Below are 20270 nucleotides of genomic sequence, written 5' to 3'. Positions count from 1 at the left end.
GCAAGCCGGCAGGCCCTGCCCCATCCTGCGGCAAACCGGAACGGAGGGGGAAAAGACCAGCATGTGCCGCATTTTCACGTCACAGGACCCGGCCACCTACGCCGCCGAGACCCGGGCCGTGCGCCTGCACGGGCATGCCACGTCGATCCGGCTGGAAGCGGCCTTCTGGGCCACGCTCGAACAGATCGCCGCGGCCGAGGGCCTGACCGTCACCCGCTTCATCACGGTGCTGCATGACGAGATCCTGGCCAGGCACGGGGACATCCCCAACCTGGCCTCGTTCCTGCGGGTGACCTGCATGCACTGGCTGCGCAACCAGGACGCGCATGCGCAGGAAGTGGCGCGGCGCCAGGCCATCCGGGAGACCGCATTGCCGGCGGCGTGACGCGCACGCCGCCGCACCGGCAATAGCCCGCTACTACCGACGCCTTCCCTCTCCTTCCTATCCTGCCCCGCAAGAAGCGGAGGGGAAGCCGGCATGACCGCATTGCGGCGTCAGGACCGTCATCGGACCTGCGGGTCGCCATGGCGTGCGGCACCCTTGCGCTCCTGGCCAGTCCCGTGGCCAGTCCCCATCCTTTCGAGGAGTTGCCCCACGATGGCGAAACCCATCCATGCCATGATCCGCGTGCTCGATGAGGCACGCTCGGTCGCGTTCTACCAACGGGCCTTCGGGCTCGAGGTCGCCGACCGCTTTCCCTTCGACGGCTTCACCCTCGTCTACCTGCGGGGGGCGGAGGATGATTTCGAGATCGAGCTGACCATCAACCACGACCGCACCGATCCTTATCCCCTTGGGGAAGGCTACGGGCATCTCGCCTTCGTGGTGGACGACCTGGAGGCCGAGCACGCGCGGTTCACCGCCGCGGGGCTTGCCCCCAATCCGGTGAAGGAATTCCACCGCGAGGGCGCGCTGATGGCAAAGTTCTTCTTCGTCACCGATCCGGACGGGTACCGGATCGAAATGCTGCAGAAACACGGCCGCTATCGCTGACAAACAGCGGCCACCGGGAGGAAACGAACAATGAGAAACGTCGATCGCCGCATCACCCTGCGCCGCCGCGCCATCCTGCAGGGGGCGGCCAGCGTCCCCGTCGCCGCCGCCGGCATGGGTCTCTCGCCGCAGTCCGCCTGGGCGCAGGCGGCGAAGAACCTCAGGCCCGCCACCCTGGTCACGCTGGCACGGGCCGCCCGCGACATCTTCCCCCATGATGGCTTCCCCGATGCCGTCTACATCACCGCGGTCAGCGGCTATGACGCGCTCGCCGCCGAGGCCGCGTTGCGCGAGCTGATCGAGGGCGGGGTCGATCAGCTCGATGCCGAATCGCGCCGGCGTCACGGTGCCGCCTATGCCGAACTGGCACAGGAGCGCGACCGGGTCGCCCTTCTGCGCGCGATCGCGCCCACGCCGTTCTTCCAACGGTTGCGCGGCGACCTGGTGGTAACGCTCTACAACCAGCGTTCCGTCTGGACCCGGCTCGGCTACGAGGGGCCTTCGTACGAGCTGGGCGGCTACATCCACCGCGGCTTCGACGACATCGACTGGCTGCCGGCGAGCTGAGGGAGGACCGCAGACATGGCCAGCTTCGACCTCGACGACGACGGCGTGGTGGTGATCGTGGGCTCGGGCGCGGGCGGCGGCACGCTCGGCAGCGAGCTCGCGCAGAAGGGCGTGCGCGTGGTGATCCTGGAAGCCGGCAAGCGCCACGAAACCCAGGATTTCATCAACGACGAATGGGCGAGCTTCGCGCAGCTCGCCTGGACGGACATGCGCACGACCTCGGGATCGTGGCGGGTGGCGAAGGATTTCCCGAACCTGCCGGCCTGGATCGTCAAGTCGGTCGGTGGATCGACGGTGCACTGGGCAGGTGCCTCGTTGCGTTTCCACGCGCACGAATTCAAGGCGGCAAGCACCTACGGCACGCTGCCCGGTGCCAACCTGCTGGACTGGCCGATCAGCCTCGATGAGATGGCGCCCTGGTACGACCGCGCCGAGCTGCGCATGGGCACCACCGGCACGCACGACATCCCGCGCCTGCCGGGCAACAACAACTTCAAGGTCATGGCGGCCGGCGCGCACAAGCTGGGCTACCAGGTCGTGCACACCGGCAACATGTCGATCAACAGCCAGCCGCGCGACGGGCGGACCAGTTGCCAGCAGCTCGGCTTCTGCTTCCAGGGCTGCAAGATGGGGGCGAAATGGTCGACGCTGGTCGCCGAGATCCCCAAGGGCGAGGCAACCGGCCGGCTGGAGGTGCGACCCGGCTGCATGGCCGTGCGCATCGAGCACAATGACCGTGGCCGCGTGACCGGCGTCGTCTACGCCGACGAATCCGGCACGCTACACCGCCAGCGTGCCCGCGTGGTGGCGGTCGCCGGCAATTCGATCGAAAGCCCCAGGCTGCTGCTGAACTCGGCCTCGGCGGCGTTTCCGGACGGGTTGGCCAACAGCTCCGGCCAGGTCGGGCGCAACTACATGCGGCACATGACCGGCAGCGTCTACGGCATCTTCGAGCGCCCGGTGCACATGTATCGCGGCACCACCATGGCCGGCATCGTGCGTGACGAAAGCCGCAACGACCCCGCCCGCGGCTTCGTCGGCGGCTACGAGATGGAAACGCTTTCGCTTGGCGTGCCGTTCATGGCGGCCTTCCTGCAGCCCGGCGCCTGGGGCCGCGACTTCACCGCGGCGATGGAGGGATACGCCAACATGGCCGGCATGTGGCTGGTCGGCGAGGACATGCCGCGCGAGACCAACCGCGTCACGCTCGATCCGGCCGTGAAGGACCGGTTCGGCCTGAAGGTGGCCAGCGTGCATTATGACGACCACGACAACGACATCGCCATGCGCCGGCATGCCTGGCGCAGCGGCGCCGCGATCTACGAGGCGGTCGGCGCGAAGCGGACCATCCTGACGCCGCCCTATCCGAGCACGCACAACCTGGGCACCAACCGCATGAGCGCCAATCCGCGCGACGGCGTGGTGAACCGCTGGGGGCAGACGCACGACGTGCCGAACCTGTTCGTTTCAGATGGCAGTCAGTTCACCACCGGCGCGTCCTGCAATCCCACCCTGACCATCGTCGCCCTGGCCCTGCGCCAGGCCGACGCCATGGCCGGAATGATGGGTCGCGGCGAGATCTGAGGAAAATGGGCGAGGCGCGCTGCCCGCCTCGCCCATTTTCCTTCCCTCCACAGGCGAGCAACCGAAGCTGCATTTGCATAATTCAGGTTCATTGCTGGCGGCGCCCCACGCGGCGCCGTTGCGTTCATGACGTATCTCCCCTGTGTGCTTCGGGCTTGGCACCTCGATCCGCCCGGAGCACGTTCCTGCATCGTGTCGGGGAGTCTCCCATGCCTCTCATTCCCAACGCCGCGCTGGCGCGGCTGCGTGCCGGTAAGATGGCGCTTGGCTATGGCCTGCACCATATGCGCACCGCCGCGGTGCCCGCCCTTGCCCGGGCAGCCGGTTACCATTGGCTGTTCATCGACATGGAGCACGGCGCCTTCAGCATCCACGAGGCGAGCGAGCTCTGCCTTGCCGCCCTGCCGGCCGGCGTCGCGCCGATCGTGCGCATCTGCACCGATGCGCTCGATGAAGGCACCCGTGTGCTCGACAACGGCGCCCAGGGCATCATCGTGCCGCATGTGGACACCGCCGAGCAGGCGCGCCGCATCGCCAATGCCTTCCGCTTCCCCCCGCGCGGCAATCGCAGTTGGGGTGGTCTGGCTGCCGCCGCCTATGGCTTCCGCGCGCCCGAAATCGCGGTCGCGCAGAGCGAGATCAACCGCGAGGTCCTGGTCGCCGTCATGATCGAGACGGCGCAGGCCGTGGCGAACGTGAACGCGATCGCCGCCGTGCCGGGGATCGACTGCCTGCTGGTCGGCACCGCCGACCTGACCGCCGACCTCGGCATTCCCGGCGAGATCGGCCATGAGCGCGTGGCCGCCGCCTATCGCGCGGTCATCGAGGCCTGCGGCCGCCACGCCAAGTTCGCCGGCATGCATGCCGTGTTCGACGAGACCCATGCCCGCACTTATGTCTCCATGGGCGCGCGCTTCGTGCTCGGCGGCACCGATTCAATGTTCCTGCAACAGGCGGCCGCCGCGCGGGCCGAATTCCTCAACGATATCGGTTAAGCCGTAATATGCTCTCGGCAGCGTGATGAGCGCTGCCGGGATGTCACCACGCGCCTGCCGCGAATCCGCCACATCCCGGCGCTTGATTCCCTGTCACGGCGGGGATGAGCCCATCCTGGCCGGAAAAGGAACCCGATCATGCGCGTCCGTCCAGTCCTGCTCGTTGCCCCGATCGTTGCGATGATGCTGGCCGCACCTGCCGCGCAGGCGCAGTGGGGTGGCCCCGGTTGGGGCGGTCCGCACTACTACCGTCCGCCGCCGCCCCCGCACTATTATCATCGCGGCGGCAATGGAGCAGCCATCGCCGGCGCCATCATCGGGCTGGGCGTGGGTGCCGCCATCGCCGGGGCGATGGCCCCGCCGGTCTATGCCGCGCCTCCCCCGGTCGTGGTCGCGCCACCGCCCGCGGTGGTCTACGCGCCGCCGCCCCGCGTGATCTATGCCCCGCCGCCGGTGGTGTACGCGCCGCCGCCGCCCCCGGCCTATTACGGCTGGTAAGCCGGATCGATCGATGCCCGACGCACCCCTGGCGTGCATCGGGCGGGGCGCCTACCACTCGGACAGCATCACCTGCGCTTCCAGATCGGCGGCAAGGGCCCGGCTGCGACGGGCCATCTCCTCCTGGGCGCTCTTTGCCTCGTCCAGCTCCGCCGTCCAGCCATCCTGCGGCGCGTAGCCGATCACCCGCTTCGTTGTCTCGATGTCCCAGGGCATGCCGGGATTGTCGCTCATCAGATTGAGCACGGCGAAGTCCACGCCCTCGGCCAACACGGCGCGCTCATGCGCCTGGCAGAGATCCCTGTCGGACAGCCACATCTGCTGGCCCCAGCGCCCCATCGTCATGTGCGGCCCCGGGCGATTGCCGGGAACCGGCTGATTCCAGCCGATGCGAAAGGCAATGAAGCCGACCCCCTGCTGGGCGACATCCCAGCCCAGGCGTTCGCCCGCCAGCTTCGACATGCCGTAGGGCGTCAGCGGATGCGGGGTCAGGTCCGGGGTGATCGTCACCCCGGCGAAGCGATACCCCACCATCACCCAGTTCGAACTGGCGAAGATTACCCGCCTCGCCCCGTGCCGGCGCGCCGCGCGCAACACGTTGGCGGTCATGTCGATGTTCTCCTGCGCCATGCGCCAGTCGCCGAACTGCGAGCCATGGCCGGCCAGATGGATCACCGCATCCACCCCGGCGAAGCTGGCGGCCCAGGTGTCGTCGTACTGCAGCAGATCGGCGGCGATCACGCCCGGCATGGCGCTGCGATCGAGCCGGCGCAGGGTCCAACCCAGGCCCACGCAGTGCGCGCTCAGCTTGCGGCCGATATTGCCGGCCGCACCGGTGATGGCAACGATGCGGGACATCCGCTCCTCCCTGAATGAGACGGGGGGGGAAGAGTGGCACGGTTTCGAGGATCATGCGCGTTGGGGCTTTGCCCCAAACCCGACCAGGAGGCTTTGCCTCCTGGACCTCCACCAAGGGCCAGAGGCCCTTGGATCCCATATCTTTTGCCGCGCAGCGCGATGGGGGTGCAGGGGCCTTGTGGCCCCTGCCGGGTCGAGGGCAGAGCCCTCGCCTTGCCTTAGGCCGGCAGTTCCCGTCCCATTTCCAGGAACTTCTCCCGCCGCTTCGCCTGGAGTGCCGCCGGCTCCAGCGCCAGCAACGGCGTCAGCGCCGCCTGCACCGCATTGCCCACCGCGGTGATCGCCGCGGCCGGATCGCGATGAGCGCCGCCCAGCGGTTCGGGCACGACCGTGTCGATCAGCTTCAGCCGCCGCAGGTCCTCGGCGGTCAGCTTGAGCGCCTCGGCGGCGACGGAGGCCTGGGCCGCGTCCTTCCACAGGATCGCGGCGCAGCCTTCCGGCGAAATGACCGAGTAGATGGAATGCTCCAGCATCAGCACGGCATCGCCCGCGGCGAGCGCGATCGCCCCGCCCGAGCCGCCTTCGCCGATGATGGTCGCGACCACCGGCACCGGCGCTTCCAGGCAGGCCTCGATCGACCGGGCGATCGCCTCGGCCTGGCCGCGGGCTTCCGCCTCGATGCCGGGGAAGGCGCCGGCGGTGTCGACGAAGGTCAGCACCGGCAGGCCGAAGCGGCCGGCCAACTGCATCAGCCGGCGTGCCTTGCGGTAGCCCTCGGGCCGGGCCATGCCGAAATTATGCGCGACACGGCTCTCGGTGTCGGACCCCTTCTCGGTGCCGAGCACCATCACCGAACGGCCGCGGAACCGCCCGAGCCCGCCGAGCACCGCCCGGTCCTCGGCAAAGGCGCGGTCGCCGGCCAGCGGCGTCCAGTCGGTGATCAGCGAGGCGATGTAATCATTCGCCTTCGGCCGGTCGGGATGGCGGGCGACCTGCGTCTTCTGCCAGGGCGTCAGCTTCGCATAGGTGGCGCGCAGCTGACGGTCGGCTTTCTCGGTCAGCTTGCCGACCTCCTCGGCGATGTTGAGGCCCTCGGCCTCCGACATCTTCCGCAGCTCTTCGATCTTGCTCTCGAGCTCGGCGATCGGCTTCTCGAAATCCAGGAAATGGCGCATGAGCGGCCCTTTAACACCTGCGGAACGGCAGGTCAGCCCCCGGCGGACGCGCCCTCGGCCCGCCGGGCGAGCGGGTGGTGCGCTTCCACCAGGCGCTGCAGCCGCTCGGCCAGCACGTGGGTATAAATTTCGGTCGTGGCGATATCGGCGTGACCGAGCAGCATCTGCAAGCTGCGCAGGTCGGCGCCGCGGGCAAGCATGTGGCTGGCGAAGGAATGGCGCAGCACGTGCGGCGAGACCCGTTCCGGATCCAGGCCGGCATCCAGCGCCACCTGCTTGAGAATCTGCGCGAAACCCTGCCGGGTCAGCGCACGGCGGGGATCGCGGCCGGGGAACAGCCATCCCCCCTTTCCACCTTTCCGGACGCCCCCTTCCGCGGCGATCAGTGCAGCGGCGGCGTCACGGGCGGCATCGGACAGCGGCACCAGCCGCTCGCGGCCGCCCTTGCCGCGCACCAGCAGCACCGTGGCATCACCGGACAGCGCCGCACGCGGCAGCGCCAGCAGCTCCGAAACGCGCAGCCCGGTGGCATACAGGATCTCCAGCGCCGCGGTCATCACCAGCGCCTGCCGACCCTCGCGCCCGGCAGCGGCGGCAAGCAAGGCGTCGACCTCCGCCTCGGTCAGGAATTTCGGCAGGGGGCTGGGCTGCTTCGGGCTGTCGAGCAGACTGGTGGGATCATCGGCGCGCAGACCGTCGCGCAGCAGGAACCGGTAGAACTGCCGCAGCGCCGAGAGACGGCGCGCCGCCGAGCGGGCGGACAGCCCGCTGGCGGCAAGCCACGAAAGATAGGCGCGCAGCAGCTCCGGCCCGGCAGCGACCAGGGCCTCGCCACGCCGTGCGGCGAAGCCGGCGGCATCGAGCAAGTCGGAACGATAGGCCGCCACCGTGTTGGCGGCGGCCCCGCGCTCGGCCAGCAGCATCTCCAGGAAGGCCTCGAGATGCCTGTCCATGGCTCAGCCGCCGCGCGGGGCGAAACGATCGTTCGGCAACACTTTCTGGATCTGCTTGGCCACCGGCGTGGGCGGGAAGGCCCCCAGGGTGAGCAACGCCGCGCCGAACAGGACGGCCCCGACCAGCACGACAATGAGGAAGACGCGGCTCATGGACTGTCCGACCTGCATGGAAAACCGGGGGCGACGTTTGGCCCCGGCGGGCGGTGTGCTAGCCTCGCTGCCCATGAGAGGCAACACTGCTTTAAAGGAAGGCTGGTCTCTGCCGGACTGGCTGGACGGTCGCAGCATCGTTCTGGTCGGGTTGATGGGGGCCGGGAAGACCTCGATCGGGCGACGCCTGGCCGCCCGACTCGGCCTGCCGTTCCGCGACGCGGATGCCGAAATCGAGCTGGCCGCCGGCTGCACCATCGCCGAGCTGTTCACCCGTTTCGGCGAGCGGGAATTCCGTGACGGCGAGCGGCGGGTGATCCGGCGTCTGCTGGCGGGCGATCAGATCGTGCTGGCGACCGGCGGCGGCGCGTTCATGGATGCCGAGACGCGCGCGACGATGCGGCGGGACGCGGTCAGCATCTGGCTGCGCTGCCGGCTTCCCACCCTGCTGCGCCGGGTCGCGGGCCGCACGCACCGGCCGCTGCTGAACGGGGATGACCCCGCGCAGGTGCTCGAGCGGCTGATGGTTGCCCGGCACCCGATCTATGCCGAGGCCGATATCATCGTCGATTGCGGCGACGACAGCCCGGACGCGACCACTACCCAGGTGCTGGACGCGCTGCTGGCCCACCGTCCGCCGCGGCGGCTGTCGCTGGCGCTGTCCTCGGCCAGCTACGACGTGGTGGTTGGCGAGGGCCTGATCGAACGTGCCGGCGCGTTGCTGGCCCCGGTGCTGCCGCAGAAACGGGCCGTTGTGGTGACGGACGCCACGGTGGCGCCGTTGCATTTGCCGGCGCTGCTGCGCGGGCTGGAGGCCTGCGCCTTCGAAAGCCGCACGATCACCGTGCCGCCCGGCGAGACCTCGAAGAAGCTCGCCACCTACGAGACGGTGGTGGACCAGTTGCTGGAAGGCGGCATCGAGCGGCGCAGCGCGGTGATCGCCCTCGGCGGCGGCGTGGTGGGCGACCTCGCGGGCTTCGCCGCGGCGACCACGCTGCGCGGCCTGCCCTTCGTGCAGGTGCCGACCACGTTGCTGTCCCAGGTCGATTCCTCGGTAGGCGGCAAGACCGGCATCAACACCCGCCACGGCAAGAACCTGCTGGGTGCCTTTCACCAGCCGCACATGGTGCTGGCCGACACCGGCGCGCTGGCGACGCTGCCGCTGCGCGAGCTGCGCGCGGGCTATGCGGAGATCGTCAAGGCCGGCCTGATCGGCGATGCCGCGTTCTTCGCCTGGTGCGAGCAGCACGGCGGCGCGGTGGTCGGCGGCAACCGCGCGGCGCAGGCCGATGCGGTGATGCGCGCCTGTGCCTTCAAGGCCCAGGTGGTCGGCGACGACGAGCGCGAGGAAAAGCCGAACGACGGCCGCGCCCTGCTCAATCTCGGCCACACCTTCGGCCACGCGCTGGAGGCCGAGCTCGGCTACGGCACGCTGCTGCACGGGGAAGCGGTGGCGATCGGCCTCGGGCTCGCCTTCCGCCTGTCGGCACGGCTGGGGCTGTGCAGCGGCGAGGATGCCGAACGCGTGGTCAGGCATGTCGCGGCGGTGGGATTGCCGGCGGAGCTGCACCAGCTCAACCGGCGTCTGTCGGCGGAAACGTTGGTCAGCCACATGCGGCGCGACAAGAAGATGCGCGACGGCAGACTGACCTTCGTGCTGGCCCGCGGCATCGGCCGGGCCTTCACCGAACGGGACGTCGCCACCGAGGCCGTCGTCGCCCTGCTGCGCGAAGAAGGCTGCACCGCGTAACGAGTCCCGCACGGGAGTTCAGGCCGCGCTGAGCGCGGCCTGCCGGCCGGACGCGGCATAAGGCGCCGGCGCATCGGCCATCTGGGAACGTTGCACCGGGGCATGCGGCGACGGGGCATGCGGCAACGGCGCGGACAGGCGCGTCGGCGGCAGGGGCGCCGGCGTGAGCGCCGTTTCCAGCGGGGATGGCTCGCGGATCATGTAGCCCCGCCCCCATACCGTGCCGATCAGGTTGTCGGCACCGGCCAAAGCCAGCTTCTTGCGCAGCTTGCAGATGAAGACGTCGATGATCTTCATCTCCGGCTCGTCCATGCCGCCATAGAGATGGTTCAGGAAGGCCTCCTTGGTCAGGACCATGCCCTTGCGCAGCACCATCAATTCAAGGATCGCGTATTCCTTGCCGGTCAGATGCACCGGCAGGCCACCGACCCGCACCTCGCGGCTGTCGAGATTGAGCTGCAGGTTGCCAAGCTGCAGCGAGGGCTGGCTGAACCCCTTGCTGCGCCGGACGATCGCCTGGACACGGGCGATCAGCTCGCCCTGGTCGAAGGGCTTGGTCAGGAAGTCGTCGGCCCCGAGTGCCAGGCCCTTCACCTTGGCCTGCGGCCGCGTCAGGCCGGACAGGATCAGCACCGGAACGTCGACCCGCGCCGCCCGCAGACGACGGACCACCTCGTAGCCTTCCATGTCCGGCAGCATCAGATCGAGCACGAGGATGTCGTAGTCGTAGTGGCGGGCGAGCTCGAGCCCTTCCTCGCCGGTATCGGCATGGTCCACAACCGCCCCGCCGGAGCGGAGCATCAGACTCAGGCCACGGGCTGTGGTGATGTCGTCTTCAACCAGCAGGACGCGCATTGTTGAAACCCTTTATCCATCCATGGTTGCGAACCGTATACCACCCAGGCGTGCATTTCGCCACGAATTCCTAACCTTAATGGTGTAAAAATAAAATTCGAGACGGAACGGAAGGCGAATTCGCCTCGTTCCACGCGTGCGAGAAAATTTCAGGAAACAAAGATCGAAAAATGAGACGCGCCTCCCTCGCCCAGCGCAGCGCCAGCGCCCTGGCCGCGCTGCACGACATCCCTCCCACCTGCATGGAAGGGCGCATCGTCGGTGTCTCCGGCCTGGCCGTGGAGATCGGCGGCCTGTCGCACCATCTCTCGGTCGGGGATCGCCTTTCCCTCTCCAGCCGCAACGGCCGGCAGGTGGCGGCGGAAATCGTCGGCTTCCGCGGCGGGCTGGCGCAGGCCATGACCTATGGCCCGGCCGATGGCCTGGGCCCGGGCGCCGCCGCGCGTGGCGCCATCCCGCATCCCGATGCGCCGCCTGGGCCGACCCTCGCCGTCGACGACAGTTGGATCGGCCGCGTCATCGATCCGCTCGGGCGGCCACTCGACGGGCGCGGCAAGCTGGCGCGCGGCCCCGCCCCTCGCCCGGTTCGCGCCGCGCCGCCGGACGCGACCCGGCGGGCCCGGCTGGGCGAGCGGCTCGATCTCGGCGTGCGCGTGCTCAATGCCTTCACCACCTGCCGCCGCGGCCAGCGGCTGGGGCTGTTCGCCGCCTCCGGCGTCGGCAAATCGACACTGCTCGCCATGCTCGCCCGCCACACCGCCTGCGACGTGGCGGTGCTGGCCCTGGTCGGCGAGCGCGGACGGGAAGTGCGCGAGTTCATCGAGGACGACCTGGGCCGGCAGGGACTCGCCCGGGCCGTGGTGGTGGTGGCGACGTCCGATACGCCGCCGCTGCTGCGCCGCGAGGCCGCCCACACCGCCATGACGGTCGCCGAGCATTTCCGTGACCAGGGCAAGAGCGTGCTGCTGCTGATGGACAGCGTCACCCGGTTCTGCCTGGCGCTGCGCGAGATCGGCCTGTCCGCCGGCGAGCCGCCGGCCACCCGCGGCTTTCCGCCCAGCGTCTTCGCCGAGTTGCCCCGCCTGCTGGAACGTGCCGGCCCCGGACCTGACATCCCCGGCCGTTCCGCCGGCCATATCACCGGACTGTTCACGGTGCTGGTCGAAGGGGACGACCATGACGAGCCGGTGGCCGATGCGGTGCGCGGCATCCTCGATGGCCATGTCATCCTCGACCGCCGCATCGCCGAGGGCGGACGCTATCCGGCGGTGGACGTGCTGCGTTCGCTGTCGCGGGCGGTGCCTGGATGCAACGGCGCCGAGGAGAACGCCCTCACCCGGCGGGCCCGCGCGATCCTGAAGCTGCACGCCGACATGGCTGATCTGGTGCGACTCGGTGCCTATCGCGCGGGGACGGATCCGGCGGTGGACGAGGCCATCGCGGTGGCGCCGCGCATCGAGGCGCTGCTGCGCCAGGGCCGCGACGAGCGGACCGGCCTGGCCGACAGCTTCGCGCAGTTGCGCACCGCGCTCGAAGCGCCCGTGTCATGAACCGCGCCGTGATGCTGACCCTGCTGCGGCTGCGGCGCCTGGCCTGTGAAGATGCGCGCCGGACGCTCGCCACCCGCCTGCAGGAAGAAGACGCCACCCGCGCCGCCCTCGCGGCCGCGGAAGGCGGGATCGTCCGCGAACGGGCAGCCGCCGCCGCGCCGGGCGCCGACGATGCCATGGCGGAGGCTTTCGCCGCCTGGCTGCCGCATGGCCTGCGGGCAAGGGCACAGGCGGACGATTCGCACCAGCGCGCCGGTGCCGCCACCGCCGAGGCACGCAGCGCGCTCGCCATGGCCCGGACCAACGCCGAAGCGGCCGAGCGCCTGCTGGCCGTGCATGATGCGCACCACGCCATCAAGGCGGCCCGACGCGCCCAGGCCGCGATGGACGAAGCCGCCAGCCGCTCCGCGCGAAGGCCTTGATCGGCGCTGGGCGCGCATCGCGCCGGAATTTGGATCCATAGTAAAATATTCTGCCACGAAAGATGTCTGAATCGCAACATCCGGCAAGAAAGGACAGAGAAGAGGCGGTGGCCGGCCTGACTGCTCTTGCTCGTTTCCTGCCAAGCAGGCATCACACCTTCATGCTGCCGTATCCCGATGTGCCAAATCCCGACCTGCTCGACCGTATTCCCCTCGATGCCCGCGCCGTGCTCGATGTCGGTTGCGCCACCGGGGCGCTCGGGGCCGAGTACAAGCGCCGCAATCCGGCCTGCCGCTTTCTTGGCATCGAGTTGGACGTGGATGCGGCCCGGCTCGCCGCGACCCGACTCGACCAGGTCGCCATCGGCGATGTCGAGGCGGATCCCTTCCCGTTCGGCACCGGACCGTTCGACTGCATCATCTATGGCGATGTGCTCGAGCATCTGCGTGATCCGTGGTCGGTGCTCACCCGCCAGGCCGAGGCCCTGAGCCCCGATGGGGTCGTGCTGATCTGCATGCCCAACGCCGAGCACTGGAGCTTCGTCGAACGCCTGCTGCGCGGCACCTGGGACTACGAGGAAACCGGGCTGTTCGACCGCACCCATCTGCGCTGGTTTACCCGCGCGGCGACGCGCCGGGCGGTGCTTGGCGCCGGGCTGCTGCCGGTCGAGGTCGCGCCGCGCATCTTCGATGCCGCCGCCAGTGAGGAATTCGTGCGCGACGCCGCCCCCGCCCTGGTGGCACTGGGCATCGACGTAACGGCCTATCGCGAGCGCGCCCAGCCCCTGCAACATGTCTGGCGCGCGGCACGGCGTGTTCCGGCACCGCTGCATGTCTGCTCGACCATGCTCGAGCATGTCGGCGGCGTCAGCCATGTGCGCGTGACGCAGCCGTTGCAGGCGCTGACGTCCATCCCCGGGGTGACCACCGAGGTGCTCGCCCCGGGCGCCCCGACCCCAAAAGGGGATGATGCCGATTCGGCACGTATCTTCATCTTCCATCGCCCGGTGTTGGCCGGCGAGACAGGGCTTGCGACACTGCGCTCCCTGATCGCCGAAGGCTGGCTGGTGCTGTGCGAGTTCGACGATCACCCCGACTTCCTGCCCGCCATGCAGCACGAGTCGATCCTCAGCTTCCGCGGCGTGCACGCGGTGCAGACCTCCACCGACCCCCTGGCCGCGGTGCTGCGAAGCCACAATCCCGAAGTGGCGGTGTTCCCGAACGCCATCGCGCGACTGCCCGCTGTGCGCAACTACACCGATCCGAACCGGCTGACCCTGTTCTTCGCAGGCATCAACCGGGAAGAGGAATGGCCACAGTTCCTGCCAGGGCTGAACGCGGCCGCGGCCCTCGCCGGGGAGCGCCTGCAGTTCCGCATCCTGGCCGACCGGGGCCTGTTCGATGCCCTGCAGACGCCGCACAAGACCTTCACGCCCCTCTGCAACTACGACACCTACCTGGACCTGCTGTCGCAGTCGGAACTTTCGTTCATGCCGCTGCGTGACAACGCCTTTAATCGTTGCAAATCAGATCTTAAATTCATCGAGGCGGCAGCCCACCGCGTGACCGCCATCGCCACGCCCACCGTGTATGCCGACAGCATCGAGGATGGCCGCACCGGATTGCTGGTCCAGGATGCCGCCGATCTGCAGAAATGCCTGCTGCACCTGCTGGCGACGCCCTCGCAAGGCCGCACCCTGGCCGATTCCGCCCGCGCCATGGTGGCACGCCGGCGCATGCTCGCGGCCCAGGCTTCGCGCCGCCACGCCTGGTACCGCTCGCTGTGGGAACGCCGGGAGGAACTGACGGCGGCCCTGCTGGACCGCGTCCCGGAATTGCGCTGAAGCGGGGCGCTGCCATCGGTCCGCTTCGCGGCCCGATCCCGCCAGAGGCTTCGCCTCCTGGACCTCCACCAAGGGCAAAGCCCTTGGAACCCAAACTTTCTGCCGCGCAGCGCGATAGGGGTGCAGGGGTCTCCTGACCCCTGCTGGGTCCAGGGCAAAGCCCTGGCCTTTCTTAACCCGACCTACCGGATCCCCACTTCCGCGCGCGCGAGCGTCATCGTCGCCCGGGCGTCATCGAGGGCCGCGTACAGCAGGCGCTCAAGGTCCGGGTACTCTGCCGGCTGGAACACGTCCTGGGCGATGACGAGGTTGCGCTGGACCAGCACCTGGGCGCCGGCGCGTTCGTAGCGGGCGGTATAGTGTCCGGCCGGGGTCCGCACCGTCACCGGCGCCGGCAGCGTGGTGGCGGTCAGTCCGGCCGGCAGGCTGATGGTGGTGGTCCAACTGAGATCGGTGGCGCCCACCAGCATCGGCGTGTGGCGGCTGCCGCTGGCCGAGAGGTAGCGGCGCAATCCATAGACCGGCTTGATATCAGGCCCGGCCGGGATGGTGATGGCGGCGGCGCCGTCACGGAAGGTGACACCGTGCGGGCTGCGCCAGGTCGCGGTCACCGCCAGCGGCGTGCCGAGATCGCGCGGGTCGCTCGCCTGCAGGCTGCCGAAGCCGCCTTCGGGGGTGCCGAGTAGCAGGCGTTCCGCCAGGTCGCGGGGGGAACTGGCATTGGCCAGCCAGGAGCGGAACCCGGTATCCACGTTGGGCGAAAGGACGTAGCCGGCGCTGCCGTCGATATTGCCCTCGTCGTCGATGCCGACGCGGCTGGCGATCGCGTACCGATAACTGGCCGGCGTCGAGGCAGGGGTCCTCAACACCCGGCCGGTGCCGGTGGCGATCACCACGGTCTTGCCGGACAGCGTGCGATCCAGCGAGCCGAACGGCGCATACGGATTGGTTGGATTGAGGAACAGGTCGTAGTCGGGCAGGTAGATGATGGCGTGGTTGAACTGGAAGGGATGGGCGAGCGGCAGGTCGTTGTAGCGATTGCCCCAGTGGATCAGCGCCGCCTGGCCGACGATGCCGCGGGCGGCCAGCAGGGTCTGCATCAGCACCGTGTGGTCCTTGCAGTCGCCGTAGCCGTTCCTGAGCACCTCGGCGGCCTCGTGCGGCACCCAGCCGTCATCTGGGTTCAGATAGACGGCGACGTAGCGGATGTTGACGCTGACCCAGTCGTAGATGGCGCGCGCCGCGTCCAGCCCGGTGCGCTCGCCGACGATGCGCGCGGCCAGCGTCGCGATTTCCGGCGTGACCACCGCCCGCTCCTGGCTCTGGCGGTAATAGATGGCGCCGAGACTGGCGAGGTCGGGGAGCGTGCTGGCCAGGAAGATCGGCTGGAAATCGCTGCTGGCCACGGCGTCGCGTTCGGGGGCCTGGCCGGATGACGGGGCAATCACCGCCTCGATGCGGCGGCGCCCGGCTTCACTGGTCTCGGTGACAGTGACGCTGCCGCGGCTTTTCCAGTACAGGGGCAACCCGGCCGGGGCGTCGATGACGAGGCGGTCCTCGACGGCGGCATTCTCCAGCTCGCCTTCCGACCAGGCGTTGAAGCCCAGCAGCGGTGGGGTGGTCTGGATGCGCCGGTACTTGATGTGAGTGCGGCTGCCGGGCCGCACCTGCGGGAACACCACGGTGGTGGTCTGGCTGCCGGTGAAGCCGGGGGCCCCCTGGCTGGCCGCGGAGGGACGGGTGAAACGGCCTTCAGGCCCGACCGGCAGGCGGGTGCCGTCGGGCTGGTCGACCCAGGCCTCCAGCACCTCGAGACGCTGCGACCGGGAATAGAAAGTGACCGCGGCACGATCGCGCTGGGCAACGCCACGCTGGGTCAGCAGCGTGTGGTCCAGCTCGGCAGTTTCGGTATAGGTGCCGTCGGCGTTGACCGTGAACACCGTCACCGCGCGGTCGACCCGCACATGCGCGACGTGCTTCGGCGATGGGGGGACGATCGTGCCGGCCGTGACCGGCGGTTCCTGCGGCGTTGCCATCTCCTGGGCCCTGGCCGGGGCGACGAGCAGCAGAACAAGCAGGACCGGGCGCAAGGCCGTCCGGAGCCAAAGGATCATCGCGGTCTCATGAACAGGGACATGCCCGCCGTAAATAGCGGACATGTCCCTGACATGTGAACTCGCTGAATGCGGAAAGGCCCGCTTTGGCGGGCCTTTCCGGCTAGCGCGTCAACCGAATCGGCTGATCAGGCGGCCTGGCGCCGGGCCTGGGCCTTCTCGATCCGCCGCTTCAGCGCCAGCGCATCTTCCGGCAGCCGGCGGTCGGGGGTGCCGAGCAGGAAGGAGTCGATGCCTCCGTTGTGCTCGACCGTGCGGATCGCCCGGGTGGACAGGCGCATGGTGACGCTCACCCCGAGGATATCGGACAAAAGCGAAGTCTCCTGCAGGTTGGGCAGGAAACGCCGGCGCGTCTTGTTGTTGGCGTGGCTGACGTTGTTGCCAGTCAGCACGCCCTTGCCGGTGATCTGGCAGCGGCGGGACATCGCGAAAACCTCGGAAAATCAAGGGCGCGCGCAAACGCGCCACGTGCAAGGGAAGGCGCGGCTTATGGCGGAACGCCCCGGAGTCGTCAAGTTCGATGGACGTGCGGCGGATACGGCCGCTCAGGCCCGCCCGCTGCCGTCGAGGTGATGCAGCTCGCCCGCGCGCACGCTGGCGATGGCATTGTCCAGCACGCGGATGATCGCCTCGTCGCCGAGGCTGCGGGCCAGCATGCCCAGCGCGCCGCCGAGCAGGGCCGAGGCAATGGCCAGCGAGCCGATATTCTGCCCGACCATGTATTCGATCGCCTTGTCGATCACCGCGCCGGCATGGCTCAGATCGGCCGGCGGCCCGTCTTCGAGATGGTTGCCGCAGTGATGGGGCGGTGCGTCGCCGCTCATGGCCATGGCTGTGTCTCCGTCGTTTCGCGTCATATGGTCCCTTGCCGGCCCCATGGGAAGCCGGCTTGGCCAGACGCGGAAGCGGAGCGGCGATGTCGTTGCCGGAAGGATGCACTCTCCCCCGCGGGCGACTCGGCGGCGGCGCGGTGGCAGGCGACGGAGCGGTTCAGTCGGAGGCGGCGGCGACGGGTTCCGGCACCAGGGCCAAGCGCGCCTCGACGATATCCTCCTCGCCCGGCACGCGGCGGACCGAGAAACCGATGTGGCGAACGAAGGCGATCATCGGCGCGTTGTCCGACAGCACCTGCCCGACGACATCGGTCAGCCCCTGGGTGCGGCCCCAGGCGATCAACTGGTTCATCAGGTAGCGCGCCAGCCCCCGCCCCTTCATCGAGGGTTCCACCACCACGGCGAACTCGCCATCGCTGCCGTTCATCTCGCGCACCAACCGGGCGACGCCGACGGTCTCGCCGGTCTCCTCGCGCACGGCGACGAAGGCTATCTCCCGCTCGTAGTCGATCTGGGTGAGGCGGGAGACCTGCTCGGCCGACAGCTCGCGCAGGGCCGAGAAGAACCGGTAGCGGACATCCTCGGGCGAAAGCCGCTTGAAGAACTCGCCATGGGCGGCGGCGTCCTCGGGGCGGATCGGACGGACGGTGAGCATCTCGCCGCGGGCGTCGTAGATGGTGCTGAGCTCGGCCGGATAGGGCGGGATGGCCAGCCGCCCCGGCGCTTCTGCGTCCGCGCGCAGGCGAATCCAGGCATCCGCCACCAGCACGCCGTCGGCATCGGCGAACATCGGGTTGACGTCGATCTCGGCGATCTCGGGGAAATCCACCACCAACTGGCTGAGCCGCACCAGCGCGTCGGCCACCGCTTCCTGGTTCGCCGCCGGCTGGTCGTGCAGCGGGCCGAGCGTGGCGGCAACCCGGGTGCGCGCGATCAGGGCGTGGGCCAGCGGCAGGTTGAGCGGCGGCAGGTCGATCGCGACATCGCGCAGGAACTGCGCGGCGGTGCCGCCCTGGCCGAACACCAGGGTCGGGCCGAAGGTCTTGTCCTCGCTGACCCGCATCAGCAGCTCGCGGGCACGGCCGACCTGGCGCTGCACCACGAAGCCGGTGTTCTCACTCTCCGGACCGGGCTCGCCGCGCCGTTCCAGCATGGTGGCGGCGGTGCGCACCTGGTCGGCGTCGCGCAGGTCCAGCACCAGGCCGCTCTTGGCGTTGGGGTCCGGCCGGTCGGCGCGGCGGCGCTTCAGTACCACCGGGAAGCCGAGCATGGTGGCGGCGTAGGCGGCGTCCTCGGCGCCCATGGCCGGACGACTCGGCACCACCGGGATGCCGTAGGCACCCAGCACCACCATCGCCTCGTCCTGGGTCAGCATCAGCCGGTCGGCGGCGCGGGCGCGGCGGAAGGCGCGGCGGACCTCGGCCTGGTCGGGGGCGATGCGCAGGACGGTGCGCGGCGGCAGCTCGCGGGCGGCGGCGCGGTTGCGGCGGTCCTGCACCAGGTGCAGGAAGCCGCGCACGGCCTGCTCAGGGGCGGGGAAGACCGGCACGCCGGCATCGGCGAGGCGGCGGCGATGTACGCCCCCGGTGGTCTCGCCCATGGCACAGACCACCATCGGCACCTTCACCTTGGCCGCGGCGGCGGCGATCCCCTGGATGGCGGCCTCGTCCTGCGCGCCGGTCGGGGCGTGCACGACCAGGACGCCGCCGACTTCGCGGGCCCCGGCCAGCAGCGAGGCGGCCTCGGCCAGCTTGGTGGGGTTGCCCGGCGCGGCATAGACGATGTCGGCGCCGGGGCTGCCGGAATCGGTGACGCTGGTGCCGCCGGGGCGGAAGGCGCCGGGCAGGGCCTGGGTGATCGTATTGCGGGTCTCGGGCGTCAGCTCGGCCAGCTTCAGCCCGAATTCCAGCGCGGCGTCGGCGGCCAGCTGCGCCGGGCCATGGGCATTGGTGACGACGGCCAGCGCCTCGCCGCGGGCCGGGCGGGCGCGGGTCAGCGTTTCGGCCGCGGCCAGGAAGTCGTCCATGTTCGGCACGGCGAGAATGCCGCATCGGCGCAGCGCCGCCACCAGCGCGGCATCGGCCTCGCCCGAGGGATCCTGCATGCGCCCGCCCGGCCGGATCGCCACCATCGGGCGCAGCCGGGCGGCGGCGCGGGCCGCCGAGATGAAGGCCCGGCGGTCCTTGATGTGGCGGATGTCGAGCAGGATGGCACCGGTCCCAGGGTCGCGGGCGAGCCAGTCCAGCACCACGCCAAAGCCGAGGTCGGTGTTGCCACCGATGCCGATGATGTGGCTGAACCCGACCCCGTTCGGCTCGGCCCAGTCCAGCACCGAGCGGCAGAGCGCCGCCGATTGCGAGACCAGCGCGATGCGGCCAGGACGCGGCTGGAGATGTGAGCAGGACGCGTTCAAGCCGATTTCCGGCACCACGATGCCGAACGAGCCCGGACCGAGGGCCCGGACATTGTGCGTGAGCGCCGCGTCGCGTAGGCTGCCGGTATCGCCGACCACCACCCCCGCATGCGTACCCCGCTTCGCGAGCGCGGCGAAGGTGGCATCGAGCGGCATGGCACCGTCGCACAACACGGCGAGATCGGGGGCCACCGGCAGGGCGTCAATCCCGTCATAGGCGAGTACGCCGGAGATGGCATGCTGACCGGGTGCGACCGGGAGGATGGCCCCCTTGAACCCGGCGGCAAGCATGTTCGCCATGACGATGGCGCCGAGCTCCGTCCCGGCGCCGAGGACGGCGACGGATTTCGGGCGGAACAGCGCCTCGGAGCGGAATCGGCCGGAGCCTGGGCGGAGAAGAACCATGTTGCGCTGCAGCATATATGATTGTCAGGTGGGATCGGAAGCCTGATTTCCCCCCGCTTGTCGAGCCCGTCTCATTGCACGGGTTGGCCGACAAGGCGAAGACTTACCATGGGTGATACCCGGGTGGGGGATGGCGAATTGCGTGCGCCCTGCCCCTCCCGCCCCTGCCCCGCGACGGAAAGCCGCCTGGCAAGGCTTTGATTCAGAACGAAGTACAAATCAATCAGCGTGATCGGTCCGGTTCCGGGGCGGATCCAGAGTGGCAGCAACCGGGGATCTTTGGGTGTTTGCAGGGGCCTGGCGTGCC

The 20270-nt window shown here is 69.6% G+C and carries 19 protein-coding genes; 10 read left to right on the top strand and 9 right to left on the bottom strand.

Annotation, left to right across the window (positions count from 1 at the left end; all coding sequences use genetic code 11):
- Positions 1-61: 61 nt before the first annotated feature.
- The 6 genes from NBY65_RS25045 to NBY65_RS25020 all read left to right on the top strand — a co-directional run bounded on the left by NBY65_RS25045 (position 62) and on the right by NBY65_RS25020 (position 4638).
- The gene (locus NBY65_RS25045; protein WP_150042719.1) at positions 62-385 is read left to right on the top strand and encodes a ribbon-helix-helix domain-containing protein; all 324 of its coding nucleotides are present in this window, start codon (positions 62-64) and stop codon (positions 383-385) included.
- A 213-nt stretch (positions 386-598) separates the two neighbouring features.
- A complete protein-coding gene (locus NBY65_RS25040; protein ID WP_150042720.1) occupies positions 599-994 on the top strand; it encodes a VOC family protein in 396 nt (131 codons plus the stop codon).
- A 30-nt stretch (positions 995-1024) separates the two neighbouring features.
- Entirely contained in the window at positions 1025-1561 is a 537-nt protein-coding gene (locus NBY65_RS25035; RefSeq protein WP_150042721.1) for a gluconate 2-dehydrogenase subunit 3 family protein, read from the top strand.
- 15 nt (positions 1562-1576) lie between these two features.
- On the top strand, positions 1577-3145 hold the full coding sequence (locus NBY65_RS25030; protein WP_150042722.1) for a GMC family oxidoreductase: 1569 nt from the start codon (positions 1577-1579) through the stop codon (positions 3143-3145).
- Positions 3146-3354: 209 nt separating this feature from the next.
- On the top strand, positions 3355-4140 hold the full coding sequence (locus NBY65_RS25025; protein WP_150042723.1) for an HpcH/HpaI aldolase family protein: 786 nt from the start codon (positions 3355-3357) through the stop codon (positions 4138-4140).
- 138 nt (positions 4141-4278) lie between these two features.
- Complete coding sequence (locus NBY65_RS25020) at positions 4279-4638, top strand: hypothetical protein (protein ID WP_150042724.1); 360 nt, start codon at positions 4279-4281, stop codon at positions 4636-4638.
- A 51-nt stretch (positions 4639-4689) separates the two neighbouring features.
- Here the strand turns inward: NBY65_RS25020 and NBY65_RS25015 are convergent, their stop codons facing one another.
- The 4 genes from NBY65_RS25015 to NBY65_RS25000 all read right to left on the bottom strand — a co-directional run bounded on the left by NBY65_RS25015 (position 4690) and on the right by NBY65_RS25000 (position 7777).
- Positions 4690-5496, bottom strand: a complete 807-nt coding sequence (locus NBY65_RS25015; protein ID WP_150042725.1) for an NAD-dependent epimerase/dehydratase family protein — start codon at positions 5494-5496, stop codon at positions 4690-4692.
- Positions 5497-5714: 218 nt separating this feature from the next.
- Positions 5715-6671 (bottom strand): acetyl-CoA carboxylase carboxyltransferase subunit alpha, encoded by a 957-nt coding sequence (locus NBY65_RS25010; RefSeq protein WP_150042726.1) that lies wholly within the window; start codon positions 6669-6671, stop codon positions 5715-5717.
- Positions 6672-6703: 32 nt separating this feature from the next.
- Positions 6704-7624, bottom strand: coding sequence for a site-specific tyrosine recombinase XerD (locus tag NBY65_RS25005; protein WP_150042727.1), 921 nt, complete (start codon positions 7622-7624; stop codon positions 6704-6706).
- Between the two features lie 3 nt (positions 7625-7627).
- Positions 7628-7777 carry a hypothetical protein gene (locus NBY65_RS25000; RefSeq protein WP_162530704.1) on the bottom strand — a complete coding sequence of 50 codons (150 nt, stop codon included), beginning with the start codon at positions 7775-7777 and terminating at the stop codon, positions 7628-7630.
- A gap of 73 nt (positions 7778-7850) precedes the next feature.
- Here NBY65_RS25000 and aroB point away from each other — a divergent pair, with 73 nt between their 5' ends.
- Entirely contained in the window at positions 7851-9527 is a 1677-nt protein-coding gene (gene aroB, locus NBY65_RS24995) for a 3-dehydroquinate synthase (RefSeq protein WP_239002919.1), read from the top strand.
- An 18-nt stretch (positions 9528-9545) separates the two neighbouring features.
- Here the strand turns inward: aroB and ctrA are convergent, their stop codons facing one another.
- Complete coding sequence (gene ctrA / locus NBY65_RS24990; RefSeq protein WP_150042728.1) at positions 9546-10382, bottom strand: response regulator transcription factor CtrA; 837 nt, start codon at positions 10380-10382, stop codon at positions 9546-9548.
- A gap of 170 nt (positions 10383-10552) precedes the next feature.
- Here ctrA and fliI point away from each other — a divergent pair, with 170 nt between their 5' ends.
- The 3 genes from fliI (at position 10553) to NBY65_RS24975 (ending at position 14198) form a co-directional block, all read left to right on the top strand.
- On the top strand, positions 10553-11932 hold the full coding sequence (gene fliI, locus NBY65_RS24985) for a flagellar protein export ATPase FliI (protein ID WP_150042729.1): 1380 nt from the start codon (positions 10553-10555) through the stop codon (positions 11930-11932).
- On the top strand, positions 11929-12354 hold the full coding sequence (locus tag NBY65_RS24980; RefSeq protein WP_150042730.1) for a flagellar FliJ family protein: 426 nt from the start codon (positions 11929-11931) through the stop codon (positions 12352-12354). Before fliI ends, NBY65_RS24980 begins: the two co-directional genes overlap by 4 nt.
- Before the next feature lie 161 nt (positions 12355-12515).
- The gene (locus tag NBY65_RS24975) at positions 12516-14198 is read left to right on the top strand and encodes a methyltransferase domain-containing protein (protein WP_150042731.1); all 1683 of its coding nucleotides are present in this window, start codon (positions 12516-12518) and stop codon (positions 14196-14198) included.
- A 182-nt stretch (positions 14199-14380) separates the two neighbouring features.
- On the opposite strand, the gene NBY65_RS24970 is transcribed toward NBY65_RS24975, so the two are convergent.
- The 4 genes from NBY65_RS24970 to NBY65_RS24955 all read right to left on the bottom strand — a co-directional run bounded on the left by NBY65_RS24970 (position 14381) and on the right by NBY65_RS24955 (position 19963).
- Positions 14381-16312 carry a DUF3857 domain-containing protein gene (locus NBY65_RS24970; RefSeq protein ID WP_162530705.1) on the bottom strand — a complete coding sequence of 644 codons (1932 nt, stop codon included), beginning with the start codon at positions 16310-16312 and terminating at the stop codon, positions 14381-14383.
- 128 nt (positions 16313-16440) lie between these two features.
- The gene (gene rpmB, locus NBY65_RS24965) at positions 16441-16737 is read right to left on the bottom strand and encodes a 50S ribosomal protein L28 (protein ID WP_150042733.1); all 297 of its coding nucleotides are present in this window, start codon (positions 16735-16737) and stop codon (positions 16441-16443) included.
- Positions 16738-16857: 120 nt separating this feature from the next.
- Positions 16858-17136 carry a hypothetical protein gene (locus NBY65_RS24960; protein ID WP_150042750.1) on the bottom strand — a complete coding sequence of 93 codons (279 nt, stop codon included), beginning with the start codon at positions 17134-17136 and terminating at the stop codon, positions 16858-16860.
- A 166-nt stretch (positions 17137-17302) separates the two neighbouring features.
- The gene (locus tag NBY65_RS24955) at positions 17303-19963 is read right to left on the bottom strand and encodes a bifunctional acetate--CoA ligase family protein/GNAT family N-acetyltransferase (RefSeq protein WP_150042734.1); all 2661 of its coding nucleotides are present in this window, start codon (positions 19961-19963) and stop codon (positions 17303-17305) included.
- Positions 19964-20270 lie beyond the last annotated feature (307 nt).

The organism is Rhodovastum atsumiense (assembly GCF_937425535.1).
Taxonomy (GTDB): Bacteria; Pseudomonadota; Alphaproteobacteria; order Acetobacterales; family Acetobacteraceae; genus Rhodovastum; species Rhodovastum atsumiense.
Note: the sequence above shows the minus strand (reverse complement) of the source record. Positions and strands in the feature narration are given on the sequence as shown.